The sequence below is a fragment of the Streptomyces sp. NBC_00536 genome (genome assembly GCF_036346295.1).
GTDB lineage: Bacteria > Actinomycetota > Actinomycetes > Streptomycetales > Streptomycetaceae > Streptomyces.
The window spans coordinates 5,162,615-5,175,777 of record NZ_CP107819.1; the positions used below are offsets into that span (position 1 = coordinate 5,162,615).

A 13,163-nucleotide genomic window follows, 5' to 3' on the forward strand; every position below is an offset into this window, starting at 1 on the left:
TCGAAAGGGTGAGTCTGGATGATCCCAGTAGTCTGCGGTGACGAGGCGGAGGGGTGGGCGTGGGGCCTGAGCGGGGGTTCTCCGATGGAACGGAGGCCGGGCTGGAGCCGGTTCGGCGGCACTTCCGTGGGCCGGGGTGCCGGATTGACGTGGGGCCCGGCTGGCGGTCGCTCGTGCTGGCCTGTCACGCGGCGGTCGTGGCGGAGTTCCCCGAGTATGAGCTGCTGGCGGTGAAGCAGAAGTGGGCGGTCCTGGCGTTCCAGGCCTTCCCCCGCCCCTGGCGGCCCGGGGGTGACTGGACGCTTGCCGAAGCCGCCCGGCTCGGGGAGCTGGTGAGCGAGTTTAGCGGGCGCAGCGAGACCGTTTGTGAGCGCTGTGGTGCGGTGGGCCGGCTCCGGGAATCGCGTCCGGTGGAGCTGACCCTCTGCGACGCGTGCGAGTCGGCCGTCGGGGTGGACGGCCGGTTCTGATCCGGCCGTGCTTCCGCTACGCCCCCGCGGGCCACTCGTACGTGTAGCGGTTCGCCGAGCGGTCGAAGGTCACGGTGGTGGCGTGCGGGGGGAGGGCGTACTCCTCCTCGGTCCAGCGGAGCACGGCGGCCGCCAGGGCTTCCGGCTGGAAGTCCGCCTCCGGGAACAGGACGCGGTGGACCGTGACGAGGGTGTGGCCGGCCGGGGCGCGGGAGGCCAGGGCCGGGGCGGCCAGGCGCAGGCCGTGGCGGAGCCAGTCGGCTTCCTCGGCGTGCAGCCGGCAGCCCCGGCGGTCCGTGGGCGGGTGGGTGCGGACGGGGGTGGTGTCGAGCCACACCCCGTCCGCGATCCGTTCGCCCCGGGCGGGGGGATCCGCGGACGTGGTTCCCGAGGCCGTCAGGTCGATGCACATGCCCCATGCGCCGCGCAGGACCCGGTACCGGGTGGTGCGCGGCGCCTCGGGCAGCGGCGCCTCAGGCAGCACCGCCTCGGGCAGCGGAGCCTCAGGCACCCGCCGCGTCCGGCGCCTGCGCCGCACCCGGCCTGGCCACGCCGATCGGGCAGGAGACGCCCGTACCGCCGATGCCGCAGTAGCCCGCGGGGTTCTTGTCCAGGTACTGCTGGTGGTACGGCTCCGCGGGCCAGAACGGGCGGTCCGCGGCGGGGAGCACGGCCGTGGTGATCGCGCCGTAGCGGGACGCGGTCAGGACCTGCTGGTAGGCGTCGCGGGAGGCTTCCGCGGTGGCCTGGTGGGCGGGGGAGTGGGTGTAGGCCGCGGAGCGGTACTGGGTGCCCACGTCGTTGCCCTGGCGGAAGCCCTGGGTGGGGTCGTGGTTCTCCCAGAACACCTTCAGCAGGCTCTCGTACGGCAGGACGGCCGGGTCGAAGACGACGCGGACCACCTCGGTGTGGCCCGTACCGCCCGAGCAGACCTCCTCGTACGACGGGTTCTCGGTGGAACCGCCCTGGTAGCCGACGAGCGTGGTCCACACGCCCGGAGTCTGCCAGAAGATGCGCTCCGCGCCCCAGAAACAGCCCAGCCCGAAGTCCGCGACCTCCAGATGGGCCGGGTAGGGCCCGGCCAGCGGGTTGCCGAGCACCGTGTGGCGGGACGGCAGGTCGAACTGCGGGGTGGGGCGGCCCTTGAGGGCCTGCTCCGGGGTGGGGAGTTCGGGGGTGCGGCGGTAACTGAACACAAGGGCCTCCTCGGCGGCGGTCGCACAGGTGACAACGGGGAAGGGCGGGCCGGGATTCCCCCCACCTGGAGAGATCCGACCCGCCCCGCCGGCGCCTCACGCGTCCGGTGTCACCTGGCCCACGCTGTAGTCGCGCAGCTTCAGGTAGCGGGCCACGGGGTCGCCCGCGTAGGTCCACGGCGCGGTGCCGACGTACCCGTCGATGTGGCGGAACTGCTCGACCGCCTCCGGGTAGCGGTCCTGCCAGTACAGGACCCAGGCCAGCATGTGCCGCACCCGCAGCACCCGCCGGTCGCCCGGCGCGGCGGCCGCGACGTCCGCCAGGGCCGCCGTCGCGGCCGCGACGATCTCCGGCTCCTTGTAGTACACGTCCGGGTCGACGTCGGCCTCGTTCGTCTCCTGCTCGAAGTACGCGTACAGCGGCAGCAGCGACAGCAGGTCACCGGGCTCGCCCAGCGCCGCCGCCTCCCGCGCGTAGGCCGCGGCCTCCGCGTGCGAGCCGTGCCACTTGTGGCACCAGTACTGCAGCGCCCGCACGTGCGCCGACAGGTGCTTGGGGTCCCGCTTGACGATCTCCGCCGTCAGCGCGCGGAACCGCTCGTGCGGGTAGTTCAGCCCGAGCGCGATGGGCTGTTCCAGGACGTACGGGGTGGGGTCCGCGGGGTCGGCCAGCGCCTGCGCCTCCTCCACCAGCCCCTGCGCCTTCGCCTGCAGCTCGTGGAAGACGCGGAACTGCTCCCGCGAGGTCTGGCTGGCCCGCAGCGCGCCCCGCACGTTCGAGGCGACGGTGAGCGCCGAGTCCGCGTCGACCGCGGCGGCGGCCGGGTCGGCGGGCCGGGCCGCGCGCCAGGCGCGCAGCCAGCCGTCGTCCTGCGCGGCCTCGTCGCCGAGGACGTAGACGCGCGCGTAGCGCTCCTCCCAGTCCGTGCCCGCCGCCTCGATCCAGGCCGCGCCCGCCTGCCAGTCACCGGCGCGGACGGCGGCCAGTACGACGCCGTGCTCGGCCGGTACGGGCCCCGAGCGCCCGGTGTCGAGCCGGTCGCCCGGCAGGAAGCCCTGCGCGACGGACCGGCCCGCCACCCGGGCGCCGATGGCCTCGACCTCGGCGGTCAGCCGCTTGGCCTTGCGGATGTAGTACACGCCGCGCAGCACATAGGCGGCCACGGCCAGCAGGGCGAGTCCCAGCACGCCCAGGAAGATCATCACGCCGCCACCAGCTTCCGCAGCGGTGCGGTGTCGCCCTGGTCGGCCACGGCCGCGTCCAGGGCCGCGGTCAGCTCGTCCTCGAAGCCCTCGGCGCGGTAGTCCAGGGTCGCCGAGTCCGACCACGACAGCTGCCAGCGGGCCGCCCCGCGGGCCGTCAGCTCCACGGTGACCAGCTGGTTCAGCGCGCGGCGCAGCCCCGGGCGGGCGAACTCGCGGGCCGCGCGGCCGGTGGCCGCCGCGGCCTCCTCGGACTTGGGCAGCCGGTCCGCGAGCCGCCACAGGGCGGCCGGGTCGGCGTCGATCAGGTCCAGGAAGTCACCGAGGTTCCCCTCGGTGCCCGGGCGCTCGGCGGCCACGGCCGCGCGGATGTCCTCGGCGCCCTGGGCGACGTAGACGCTCATGCTCTCGTGCACCAGCTCCGGCCAGTCGGCGCGGCGCAGCCCCAGCGCCTCGGGGGTGAGCACCTCGTGCTCCAGCGCGGCGAGGGCGCCGCCCGCGGAGACCAGCATCTCCAGCGCGGGACGGGTCGCGGCGGCGCCGCGGCCGTCGTCCGGCAGGGCCTCGATCCGGGCCACCCGGTCCGCGATGGGCGGGTGCGAGTCGTACGGGGAGGCGGGCCGCTCCGGCAGCTCCTCGCGCAGCCCCGCCAGCTCCTCCTCGCGGGCGCGCAACAGTTCGCCGAAACCGCCGAAGACCTGGCCCGGGGCGGGCAGCAGGCCCGCGCCGACGCCGAGGGTGGCGTACGAACCCATGTAGAAGTCGTGCGCGGAGACCAGCGCGGGCAGCTCGCGCAGCGCGGAGGCGTAGGCGTCGCGGCCCGCGATGCGGGCGGCGGCCAGGTCGGCGGCGTACTCCTGGCGGCGGAAGCCGGAGAGGGTGGCCCGCATGAAGAAGGACCCGTAGGCGGTGTAGATCTTGGCCATCGAGCGGTACAGGACGCCCGAACCGGTGGTGTTGACCTCCTTCGCCTTCTTGCCCTTGGCGATCCGCTTGCCGGCCTGCTTCTCCTGCTTGGCGCGCTCCTTGGCGACCGTGTTGTCCGCCCGCTCGTGGAAGTGCGCGATGGTCCGGCCGATCTGCGCCTTGCCGCGCACGATCAGCGGGGTGAAGCGGGTGTCGGCGTTGCTGTAGTGGCCCAGCTCGTGCGCCAGGACCGCGCGCAGCTGCATCTCGTCGAGCCCCGTCATCAGCGGCAGGCCGATGTACATGCGGCGCGGGCCGGGCAGCAGGCCGAGCAGCCGGGAGTCCTCGCTGACCGCCGCGTTGACCTCGTCGGTCAGCACGATCTCGTCCGGCGCGCGGGTGCCGACGGCGGCCGCCAGCTCGCGGACGGTCGCCCACAGCCGCGGTTCCTGCTGCTCGGTGGGGCGCAGACCCGCCATCGGCTCGCCCTTGGGCGTGCGGAGCATGAACATGCCGCGCACGACCGGGACGGCGAGGACCAGGGTGACGAGGACGAGCTTGACGACGCCCGGGCCGTGTCCGCCCGAGGCGATGGCGGCGTAGTCGACGCCCGCGAGGACGGCGAGCAGGACGAAGCCGAGCAGATAGAAGCCGGACAGGAGTACGAGCGCGCGCAATGCGCGCAGCGAAGCGCCCATTTGGAAGGATCCCCCCACGGGATGTGATGTGTGACGAGGCCGCACGGCGCGGAGCGCAGCGTGCGGCCTCGAAGCGTACGAACAGTGCGAAGAGTATGCCGGGTCCGCCGCCGGACAAGCGGAACAAGGGCCTCCGTCAGCGGCGCGACCCGTACGCCGCACGGCCGCGCGCGTGGTCGAAGGCGGCGACGGCGCCCGCGGCGTCCTGGTTCCAGGGGCTCGCGCCGCAGTACGGGCCGATGTGCTGGAACTGCACCAGCGCCTCCCGGTACATCCCCGCCACCAGCAGGTGGTGGGCGAGGCGGTGACGCAGCCGCGGCAGGTCGTCGTGGTCCGGCGCGAGGGTGTCCAGGCGCTGGGCCACGTCCCGCAGCCGGGCCTTGACGGAGAGGTCGGCGCGGCTGCCGCGGAAACCGTCGCGCCGGGCGACCTCGTCGAGGGCCTGGAGGTAGAGGCCGGGGAGCGGACTGCCGGCCGGGGCGCCCGCGACGGCGCGCACCGCGAAGTCGAACATCGACGTGTCGGAACCGCTCCACTTGGCGCACCAGTACTGCAGGGCCTGGGTGTGGGCGGCCATGTGGTGCGGGGCGCGCAGCTGGAGGTTGCGCCACAGGTCGGAGAACTGGCTGTGCGAGTACCCCATGGCGCGCGCCGCCGTCAGCATCACGACCCAGGGGCCCGGGTCGTGCGGGGCGCGGTCCGCCACCTGCTGGGCCGCGGCCATCGCCGAGGGGAGCATGGACCGGAACTGGCGCATGTTGGCGTCGGGGACCTTGTGTGCGTACTCCGCCCCGCGGATCTCCCAGGCGCGCCGCACCAGCAGCATCGCGAACACGGTGCCCGCGTCGCCGTTCTCGGGCTGGGCGGAGCGCCAGTCGGTCAGCCAGCGGTCGTCGCTCCCGGCGACATGGATCAGCAGCTCGATCCGCGACCACCGCTCGTCCCAGTCGCTCCCGGCGGCCTCGCAGTACGCGGCGGCCACCCGCCAGTCGCCCTCCCAGGCGGCGTCGGCCGTCTTCTGGGCCTCCGCCCGGTGCGCGGGATCCGGCTCCGGGCCCGCGCGGCGGGGGTCCAGGGCGGCCGTGGGGACCAGGCCGAAGGCGGCGGGGTCGAAGCGCGTACGTATCCAGCGCGAGGCGAACGGGCCGCCGCGGACGGCCTTGCCGCCCTGCTTCGCCCGCCGGCGGCTCCTGAGTATGACCAGGCAGGGGAAGGCGACGAGCGCGATGATGAGCAGATAGGTGGCGATCACCCCGGGATCATGCGGTCCACCGGCCCCTTACGGCAACCTTATTCGCCGAGGTGAGGGGCGGGATGAGGGGCGGGGGCGGGGCCGGTGAGGGCCGGGGACGAGGCCTCCGGCCCCAACCCCGGCCCGCCCCCGGCGCGTTGCCCGCGCGCTGCCGTGTCGCTCAGCGCGGCAGCGTCGCGGGCGAGCCGCCGTTCGCCTCGTAACCCGCCACGGCCAGCGCCCGGTACACCGCGTAGTGCGCCGCCGGATCCGCGCTGTGCGACCAGGGCAGCGCGCCGACGTACCCGTCGACGTGCCGCAGCTGCTCCATCGCCTCGGCCCACCGCTCGCCGTTGACCAGGAACAGGATCAGCAGGTGGCGTACGTGCGCCAGCATCGGATCGTCCGCGCGCGCCGAGTGCACGGCGTACAGCGCGCCCTCCACGGCCCGGGTGACCACCGCGCTCTGGTAGAAGCTCTGCACCGTCGTGAACTCCGGCAGGTGCTCGTACACCGCGAACAGCGGCAGCGCGGCGAGCAGCGAGCCCCGCGGGGCGCGCGCGGCCGCGTGGTGCGTGAAGGCGTCGGACTTCTCGCGGGAGCCGTGCCACTTCTCGCACCAGTAGTGCAGCGCCGCCAGGTGCGCGCCCATGTGCTCGGGCGCCCGGTCGATGACCTTCGCCCACAGGGCGTCGAACTCGGCCTCGGAATAGCCCAGTCCACGGGCGACGGCCAGCTCGGTGATGTACGGGACCGGGTCGCCGGGGGCGAGCAGCGCGGCATTGCCGCACGCCGTACGGGCCTCCTCCAGGATGATCCGGTGGTCCGTGGAGCCCACGCCGCCCGACTGCCGCCACGCCTGCTGGACCAGCAGCTCGGCGTGCACCTGCGCGCCGCCCGCGTCCTTCGGGGCCTCCAGCCGCCACGCCTTCAGCCACTGCGCGCCGACCCCCGGCTGCTTCGCGAGGTCCAGCGCCGCCGCTCCCGCGAAGGCCTGCACGCGCTGCCAGCGCACCTCGCCCTCCCGCGGGGTGCCCGCGAGCAGCATGGACGCCGCCTGCCACTGGCCGCTGCGCTCGACGTTGCCGAGGGCGTCCATCAGGTCCCGGTCGGGCCCGGGGACCCGGATGTCGAGCTGTTCCTGCCGGGCGAAGCCGTAGGCCTCGGGGTCGGCGGCGTCGGGGCTGCCGGGTGCGACGAGGCGGACGCCGCCGCGCCTGCGCCGGATGTACGGCCCGACGACGGCGAAGAGCATGCCCACCGCGATCAGGAACCACAAAATCTCCATGCTCCCCAGCGAACCAGACGTACGCCCCCGGACGCGAATGCGGGGTGCCCCGGCCGCTCGGCGGTTCACCTCACACAGCCCTTAGGCTCTGCTCATGAGCGACGACAGCCACGAGCACCAGAGCTTCGAGACCCGTGCCATCCACGCGGGCAACAAGGCCGACCCCCTGACCGGCGCGGTCGTGCCCCCGATCTACCAGGTCTCCACCTACAAGCAGGACGGCGTCGGCGGCCTGCGCGGCGGCTACGAGTACAGCCGCAGCGCGAACCCGACCCGTACCGCCCTGGAGGAGAACCTGGCGGCACTGGAGGGCGGCACCCGCGGGCTGGCCTTCGCCTCGGGGCTGGCGGCCGAGGACTGCCTGCTGCGCACGCTGCTCTCCCCGGGCGACCACGTGGTCATCCCGAACGACGCGTACGGCGGCACCTTCCGCCTCTTCGCGAAGGTCGTCTCCCGCTGGGGCGTGGACTGGTCGGTGGCCGACACCTCCGACGCGGCCGCGGTCCAGGCGGCCATCACCCCGAAGACCAAGGTCATCTGGGTCGAGACCCCCTCCAACCCGCTCCTCGGCATCACGGACATCGCCGTGATCGCCGACATCGCGCGGACGGCGGGCGCCAAGCTCGTCGTGGACAACACCTTCGCCTCCCCCTACCTCCAGCAGCCCCTCGCCCTCGGCGCGGACGTGGTCCTGCACTCCCTCACCAAGTACATGGGCGGGCACTCCGACGTCGTCGGCGGCGCGCTGATCACGGCCGACGCGGCCCTCGGCGAGGAACTGGCCTACCACCAGAACGCGATGGGCGCCGTGGCCGGCCCCTTCGACTCCTGGATCGTGCTGCGCGGCATCAAGACGCTGGCCGTCCGCATGGACCGGCACTCGGAGAACGCCACGCGCGTCGCCGACATGCTGACCCGCCACGCGAAGGTCACCAAGGTCCTCTACCCGGGCCTGCCGGACCACCCGGGCCACGAGATCGCCGCGAAGCAGATGAAGTCCTTCGGCGGCATGATCTCCTTCCAGGTCGTCGGCGGCGAGGAGGCGGCGGTCGAGGTCTGCAACCGCGCCAAGCTCTTCACGCTGGGCGAGTCCCTCGGCGGCGTCGAGTCCCTGATCGAGCACCCGGGCCGGATGACCCACGCCTCGGTGGCGGGCTCGGCCCTGGAGGTTCCCGGAGACCTGGTCCGCCTGTCGGTGGGCATCGAGGCCGCCGACGACCTCATCGCGGACCTCGTCCAGGCACTGGGCTAGTCACTCTGTCGGCCGGACGTGGTCCTACCAGCCCCGCAGGGGCGGGGCCACGTCCGTCGGCGGGATCTCCCACGGGTGCGTGCGCGCCGCCCACACCGTGAAGGCGACCGCCGCCGCGAACACCACGGCCCACCCCAGCCGGCGCAGCACCCGGCGCCGCCGCAGCAGCCGCCCGCCCCGGGCGGCGGCGACGGCCGCGAGGTCCACCGGCACCACCGGGTGCGGGCCCTCCATCAGGCGCCTGACCTCGGCCTCCTTGCGGTCGGGGGCGCCCATCACGCGGCCCGTCCGGGTGCTGCCCGCAGCGCCGTCGTCGCGCGGTGGCACACGGCGCGGACCCGGTCCGCGGGGATCCCGAGCAGCGCGGCCGTCTGCTCCTCGGCCACGCCCTCGTACACGCGCAGCACGATGACGAGACGTTCCTGCGGGCTCAGCCGTACGAGCACCCCCACGTCCACCCCCGCGTCCGCGCCCGGCCGGGGCCGCGCGTGATGGCGCCAGGCGGAGCGGGCGAAGGCGGCGCACAGTTCGGCGCGCGTGGCGGCGTACGGATCATCGCCGCGCAGCCGCCGCCAGTCCGCGAACGTACGCGCCAGCGCACCCGACAGCAGCCGCCGCGCCAGCGGCGCCGCGCGCTCAGGCTCGGCCGTCAGCAGGACGGCGACGTGCAGCAGCCGCCCCGCCGCACCCGCGACGAAGGCTTCGAACTCCGGATAGTCCTTGAACTCCGGATAGGGGCGTGTGCCGGAACCGGGGAGCCCGCTGAACTCCCCACGCCCGTACGCCGATCGATGGTCCACAACCCACATAGTGCGGGCAGCCGGACCACCCCGGTCAAGAGGTCGGACCGCCCTCGGCGACCGCCGCCATGAGTTCCGACAGCGAGAGGTTGAAACGTGTGAGCAGCGAGGTGAACGCCTCGCGCTCCTCGGGCGACCAGCCCTCCGTCACCCGCGACATCAGCTCGCGCCGCGAGGAGCGGACCTCCTCCAGCCGCGCCAGCCCGCGCGGGGACAGCGCGAGGACCACCGCCCGCCCGTCCTCCGGGTGCGAGGTGCGCTTGACCAGGCCCGTGTCCACCAGCGGCGCGACCTGACGGGTCACGGTGGAGGAGTCGATGCCCATGCCGCCCGCGAGCGCCTTGACGCCCATCGGCCCTTCCAGGTCGAGGCGGTTCAGCAGCAGGTACGCGGCGCGGTCCATCGAGTTGCGGGCCTGGCCGACCCCGCCGAGGCGGGTCTGCTCCGCCCGCCGGGCGAAGACCGCCACCTGGTGCTGGAGCGCGTCGAGGAGACCCGCCTCGGCGGGCGCGTCCGGCGCCGCCGGGAGGTCGGAATTGGCCGGAGTGGAAGGCATGGCCGTGGGCTCTCTTCGCATGGGGGCCGACAAGGATGGGGGACAGAGTACGCGGCTGCGCTGCGGCTCGTACGCCTCGTGCGAGAACTGATACGGCAGGCTCGGGGCAGGGATCCGCCGTCTTCCGTACCGGTCTCGGATGGCGAGATTTCGCCCCTCGGCCCGGACCCCGCATCCGCCGCCGGATCCGCCCGGCTCCGCCCGTCCCGGCTCGCGGACGGCCCGCGCCGGGTGCCCGCGCAACTGCGAGACTGGGCGCCATGAACTACCGCGTGCCGGAGCCCGTCCCCCAGGTCATCCTCGACGACGTCCGGGGGGCCCAGAAGATGCTGTCCGGCGTCTCGCGGGTGACCGCCATGGAGGGCAGCCGGTACCTCACCTCGCTGGTCGGCGCCCCCGTCCACTTCAAGTGCGAGAACCTCCAGCGCACCGGCTCCTTCAAACTGCGCGGCGCCTACGTACGGATCTCCGGGCTGCGCCCCGAACAGCGCGCCGCCGGAGTCGTCGCGGCCAGCGCCGGGAACCACGCGCAGGGCGTCGCCCTCGCCTCCTCGCTGCTCGGGGTCCGCTCCACCGTGTTCATGCCGGTCGGCGCCCCGTTGCCCAAGGTCGCCGCCACCCGCGACTACGGCGCGGAGGTCCGCATGCACGGCCAGGTCGTCGACGAGACCCTCGCCGCCGCCCAGGACTACGCGGACCGCACCGGCGCGGTGTTCATCCACCCCTTCGACCACCGCGACATCATCGCGGGCCAGGGCACGGTGGGCCTGGAGATCCTGGAGCAGTGCCCCGAGGTCCGCACGATCGTGGTCGGCATCGGCGGCGGCGGCCTGGCCGCGGGCATCGCGGTCGCGGTCAAGGCGCTGCGCCCGGACGTACGGGTCATCGGCGTCCAGGCGGCGGGCGCGGCCGCCTATCCGCCCTCGCTGAAGGTCGGCCACCCGGTGTCCATCGACGCCCCCAACACGATGGCGGACGGCATCAAGGTCGGGCGGCCCGGTGACATCCCCTTCAAAATCATCGGCGAACTCCTCGACGACGTGCGTACGGTGTCGGAGGACGCGCTTTCCAGCGCCCTGCTGCTCTGCATGGAGCGGGCCAAGCTCGTGGTGGAACCGGCGGGCTGCAGTCCGGTCGCGGCCCTGATGAGCGAGCCCGAGCGGTACGGCGACGGCCCGGTGGTCGCCGTCCTGTCCGGCGGCAACGTGGACCCGCTGCTGCTCCAGCGGATCCTGCGGCACGGCATGGCCGCCGCGGGCCGCTACCTGTCGCTGCGGCTGCGCGTGTCGGACCGGCCGGGCGCGCTGGCCGGTCTGCTGGGGGTGCTGTCAGTGGTGGATGCGAACGTGTTGGACGTGAGTCACGTACGGACCGACCCGAGGCTCGGGCTCACCGAGGTGGAGGTGGAGCTGCACCTGGAGACCAAGGGGCCGGAGCACTGCGCGGAGGTCGCGCGGTCGCTGCACAGTGCGGGGTACAAGGTGATGAGCTGACAACCCCGATATCCACCACGCCTCGCGATATGACGCGATAGTGTGTGCCCGGTCTTGGCGGGGTCACCCGAGGGGTCACCCGTTCGGCCGGGCGAGGCCTGCCCGGCGACCATAAGATTTGCGTAGGAAACATCCTTTTTGCTAGGAGAATCCATATGCCAGGCGCCATCTACGCCGAAGGTCTGGTCAAGACCTTCGGCGACGTACGGGCTCTGGACGGGGTGGACCTCGATGTCCCCGAAGGCACCGTCCTGGGTCTGCTCGGCCCCAACGGGGCGGGCAAGACCACCACCGTGCGCGTCCTGACCACCCTCCTCCAGCCCGACAGCGGCAAGGCCGTCGTCGCCGGGATCGACGTCCTCAAGCACCCCAACGAAGTGCGCCGCGCGATTGGCCTCTCCGGCCAGTTCGCCGCCGTCGACGAATACCTGACCGGCCGCGAGAACCTCCAAATGGTCGGCCAGCTCTACCAGATGAAGGCCAAGGCGGCCAAAGCCCGCGCGGCCGAACTGCTCGAACGCTTCAACCTCGGCGACGCCGCGGACCGCACCGCCAAGACCTACTCCGGCGGCATGCGCCGCCGCCTCGACCTCGCGGCCGCCCTGGTCGTCAGCCCGCCCGTGATGTTCATGGACGAGCCGACCACCGGCCTCGACCCCCGCAACCGGCAGCAGCTGTGGGGGATCATCCAGGAACTCGTGGCGGGCGGCACCACCCTGCTGCTCACCACCCAGTACCTCGAAGAGGCCGACCACCTCGCCCACGACATCTGCGTGGTCGACCACGGCAAGGTCATCGCCCGCGGCACCTCCGACCAGCTCAAGGCCCGCACCGGCGGCGAGCGCGTCGAGGTGGTCGTGCACGAACGCGACCACATCACCACCGCCCGCGAGGTCCTCGCCGCCTTCGGCAAGGGCGAGACGACCGTCGAGGAACACACCCGCAAGCTCACCGTGCCCGTGACGGGCGGCGCCAAGCTGCTCGCCGAGGTCATCCGCGAACTGGACGGCCGGGGCATCGAGATCGACGACATCGGCCTGCGCCGCCCGACCCTGGACGACGTGTTCATTTCCCTGACCGGCCACGCGGCCGAGCTGACCGACGAGACGGACCAGGAGGTGGCCAAGTGAGCATCGCCTCCCGCACCCCGGAACTGGCGGCCCCGCGCCCCCGCGGCGGCATCGTCCAGGGGGTCAACGACTCGCTGGTGATCGCCAAGCGGAACCTGATCCGGATGTCCCGGATCCCCGAAATGATCATCTTCGGCGTGATCCAGCCAGTCATGTTCGTCGTCCTCTTCAGCTACGTCTTCGGCGGCTCCATCAGCGTCGGCGGCAGCACCTCGCCCGCCGCCTACCGTGAGTTCCTGATGGCGGGCATCTTCGCCCAGACCGTCACCTTCGCCACCGCCGGCGCGGGCGCGGGCATCGCGGACGACATGCACAAGGGCCTGATCGACCGCTTCCGCTCGCTGCCCATGGCACGCGGCGCGGTCCTGACCGGGCGCACCCTGGCCGACCTGGTCCAGACGGCGCTCACCATCGTGGTCCTGGCGATCGTCGCGGTGATCGTCGGCTGGCGCACCCACGAGAACCTGGGCAAGGTACTGGCGGGCTTCGCCCTGCTGCTCCTGCTCGGCTACGCGTTCTCCTGGATCGGGGCGCTCATCGGGCTCTCGGTCCGGACCCCGGAGGCGGCCACCTCGGGCGGCCTGATCTGGCTCTTCCCGCTGACCTTCATCTCCAACGCGTTCGTCCCGTCCGACAACATGCCGACCTTCCTGCGGCACATCGCCGAGTGGAACCCCTTCAGCGCCACGGTCCAGGCCTCCCGCCAACTCTTCGGAAACCTGCCACCGGGCTACGAGGCCCCGGGCGCCTGGCCGATGCAGCACCCGGTCCTGGCCTCGGTGCTGTGGTCGATCGTGATCATCGTCGTCTTCCGCACCCTGGCGGTCCGCAAATACCGCTCGGCAACCGCGTAGCGCGTACGTACGCCCGTATCCGGTACGCCGGTACAGAGGCAGCTGAAAGCCGCACCTTGCCGACATCGCACCTGCTTGGATGGGCG

General features: G+C 73.1%; 14 protein-coding genes. 5 read left to right on the forward strand and 9 right to left on the reverse strand.

Features of this window, described 5'->3' with window-relative positions; all coding sequences use genetic code 11:
* The first annotated feature begins 149 nt into the window (after positions 1-149).
* On the forward strand, positions 150-470 hold the full coding sequence (locus OHS33_RS22990; protein WP_330332288.1) for a hypothetical protein: 321 nt from the start codon (positions 150-152) through the stop codon (positions 468-470).
* Positions 471-486: 16 nt separating this feature from the next.
* Here the strand turns inward: OHS33_RS22990 and OHS33_RS22995 are convergent, their stop codons facing one another.
* The 6 genes from OHS33_RS22995 to OHS33_RS23020 all read right to left on the reverse strand — a co-directional run bounded on the left by OHS33_RS22995 (position 487) and on the right by OHS33_RS23020 (position 6,992).
* The gene (locus tag OHS33_RS22995; RefSeq protein ID WP_330332289.1) at positions 487-981 is read right to left on the reverse strand and encodes a hypothetical protein; all 495 of its coding nucleotides are present in this window, start codon (positions 979-981) and stop codon (positions 487-489) included.
* Positions 974-1,666 carry a peptide-methionine (S)-S-oxide reductase MsrA gene (gene msrA / locus OHS33_RS23000; RefSeq protein WP_330332290.1) on the reverse strand — a complete coding sequence of 231 codons (693 nt, stop codon included), beginning with the start codon at positions 1,664-1,666 and terminating at the stop codon, positions 974-976. The genes OHS33_RS22995 and msrA overlap by 8 nt, the downstream gene beginning before the upstream one ends.
* A 96-nt stretch (positions 1,667-1,762) precedes the next feature.
* A complete protein-coding gene (locus OHS33_RS23005) occupies positions 1,763-2,872 on the reverse strand; it encodes a hypothetical protein (protein ID WP_330332291.1) in 1,110 nt (369 codons plus the stop codon).
* The gene (locus OHS33_RS23010) at positions 2,869-4,473 is read right to left on the reverse strand and encodes a M48 family metallopeptidase (RefSeq protein WP_330332292.1); all 1,605 of its coding nucleotides are present in this window, start codon (positions 4,471-4,473) and stop codon (positions 2,869-2,871) included. Before OHS33_RS23010 ends, OHS33_RS23005 begins: the two co-directional genes overlap by 4 nt.
* Before the next feature lie 136 nt (positions 4,474-4,609).
* On the reverse strand, positions 4,610-5,725 hold the full coding sequence (locus OHS33_RS23015; RefSeq protein WP_330332293.1) for a hypothetical protein: 1,116 nt from the start codon (positions 5,723-5,725) through the stop codon (positions 4,610-4,612).
* A 160-nt stretch (positions 5,726-5,885) separates the two neighbouring features.
* Positions 5,886-6,992: a hypothetical protein gene (locus OHS33_RS23020; protein WP_330332294.1), complete on the reverse strand. Its 1,107-nt coding sequence runs from the start codon at positions 6,990-6,992 to the stop codon at positions 5,886-5,888.
* A gap of 94 nt (positions 6,993-7,086) precedes the next feature.
* Between OHS33_RS23020 and OHS33_RS23025 the strand changes: the two genes are divergently transcribed.
* Entirely contained in the window at positions 7,087-8,244 is a 1,158-nt protein-coding gene (locus OHS33_RS23025) for a cystathionine gamma-synthase (RefSeq protein WP_330332295.1), read from the forward strand.
* A gap of 24 nt (positions 8,245-8,268) precedes the next feature.
* Here OHS33_RS23025 and OHS33_RS23030 read toward each other — a convergent pair whose 3' ends face one another.
* Genes OHS33_RS23030 through OHS33_RS23040 form a run of 3 tightly spaced genes read right to left on the reverse strand, consistent with a single transcriptional unit; the run spans position 8,269 to position 9,600 of the window.
* On the reverse strand, positions 8,269-8,520 hold the full coding sequence (locus OHS33_RS23030) for a hypothetical protein (RefSeq protein WP_330332296.1): 252 nt from the start codon (positions 8,518-8,520) through the stop codon (positions 8,269-8,271).
* Positions 8,520-9,044: a sigma factor-like helix-turn-helix DNA-binding protein gene (locus tag OHS33_RS23035; protein ID WP_443065339.1), complete on the reverse strand. Its 525-nt coding sequence runs from the start codon at positions 9,042-9,044 to the stop codon at positions 8,520-8,522. The genes OHS33_RS23030 and OHS33_RS23035 overlap by 1 nt, the downstream gene beginning before the upstream one ends.
* A gap of 34 nt (positions 9,045-9,078) precedes the next feature.
* Positions 9,079-9,600, reverse strand: a complete 522-nt coding sequence (locus OHS33_RS23040; protein WP_330332297.1) for a MarR family winged helix-turn-helix transcriptional regulator — start codon at positions 9,598-9,600, stop codon at positions 9,079-9,081.
* 260 nt (positions 9,601-9,860) lie between these two features.
* On the opposite strand from OHS33_RS23040, the gene ilvA reads away from it, so the two are divergent.
* The 3 genes from ilvA (at position 9,861) to OHS33_RS23055 (ending at position 13,077) form a co-directional block, all read left to right on the forward strand.
* Positions 9,861-11,093 (forward strand): threonine ammonia-lyase, encoded by a 1,233-nt coding sequence (gene ilvA, locus OHS33_RS23045; protein ID WP_330332298.1) that lies wholly within the window; start codon positions 9,861-9,863, stop codon positions 11,091-11,093.
* Positions 11,094-11,248: 155 nt separating this feature from the next.
* Entirely contained in the window at positions 11,249-12,223 is a 975-nt protein-coding gene (locus OHS33_RS23050) for an ATP-binding cassette domain-containing protein (RefSeq protein ID WP_330332299.1), read from the forward strand.
* Positions 12,220-13,077, forward strand: coding sequence for an ABC transporter permease (locus tag OHS33_RS23055; protein ID WP_330332300.1), 858 nt, complete (start codon positions 12,220-12,222; stop codon positions 13,075-13,077). The genes OHS33_RS23050 and OHS33_RS23055 overlap by 4 nt, the downstream gene beginning before the upstream one ends.
* The last annotated feature ends 86 nt before the right edge of the window (positions 13,078-13,163 follow it).

What these genes read in the sequence shown, in the direction of transcription:
- OHS33_RS23010 (WP_330332292.1), bottom strand. Translation starts at nt 4,473, where the DNA reads ATGGGCGCTTCGCTGCGCGCATTGCGCGCGCTCGTACTCCTGTCCGGC.
- OHS33_RS23020 (WP_330332294.1), bottom strand. Translation starts at nt 6,992, where the DNA reads ATGGAGATTTTGTGGTTCCTGATCGCGGTGGGCATGCTCTTCGCCGTC.
- OHS33_RS23050 (WP_330332299.1), top strand. Translation starts at nt 11,249, where the DNA reads ATGCCAGGCGCCATCTACGCCGAAGGTCTGGTCAAGACCTTCGGCGAC.
- ilvA (WP_330332298.1), top strand. Translation starts at nt 9,861, where the DNA reads ATGAACTACCGCGTGCCGGAGCCCGTCCCCCAGGTCATCCTCGACGAC.
- OHS33_RS23040 (WP_330332297.1), bottom strand. Translation starts at nt 9,600, where the DNA reads ATGCCTTCCACTCCGGCCAATTCCGACCTCCCGGCGGCGCCGGACGCG.
- OHS33_RS23030 (WP_330332296.1), bottom strand. Translation starts at nt 8,520, where the DNA reads ATGGGCGCCCCCGACCGCAAGGAGGCCGAGGTCAGGCGCCTGATGGAG.
- OHS33_RS23025 (WP_330332295.1), top strand. Translation starts at nt 7,087, where the DNA reads ATGAGCGACGACAGCCACGAGCACCAGAGCTTCGAGACCCGTGCCATC.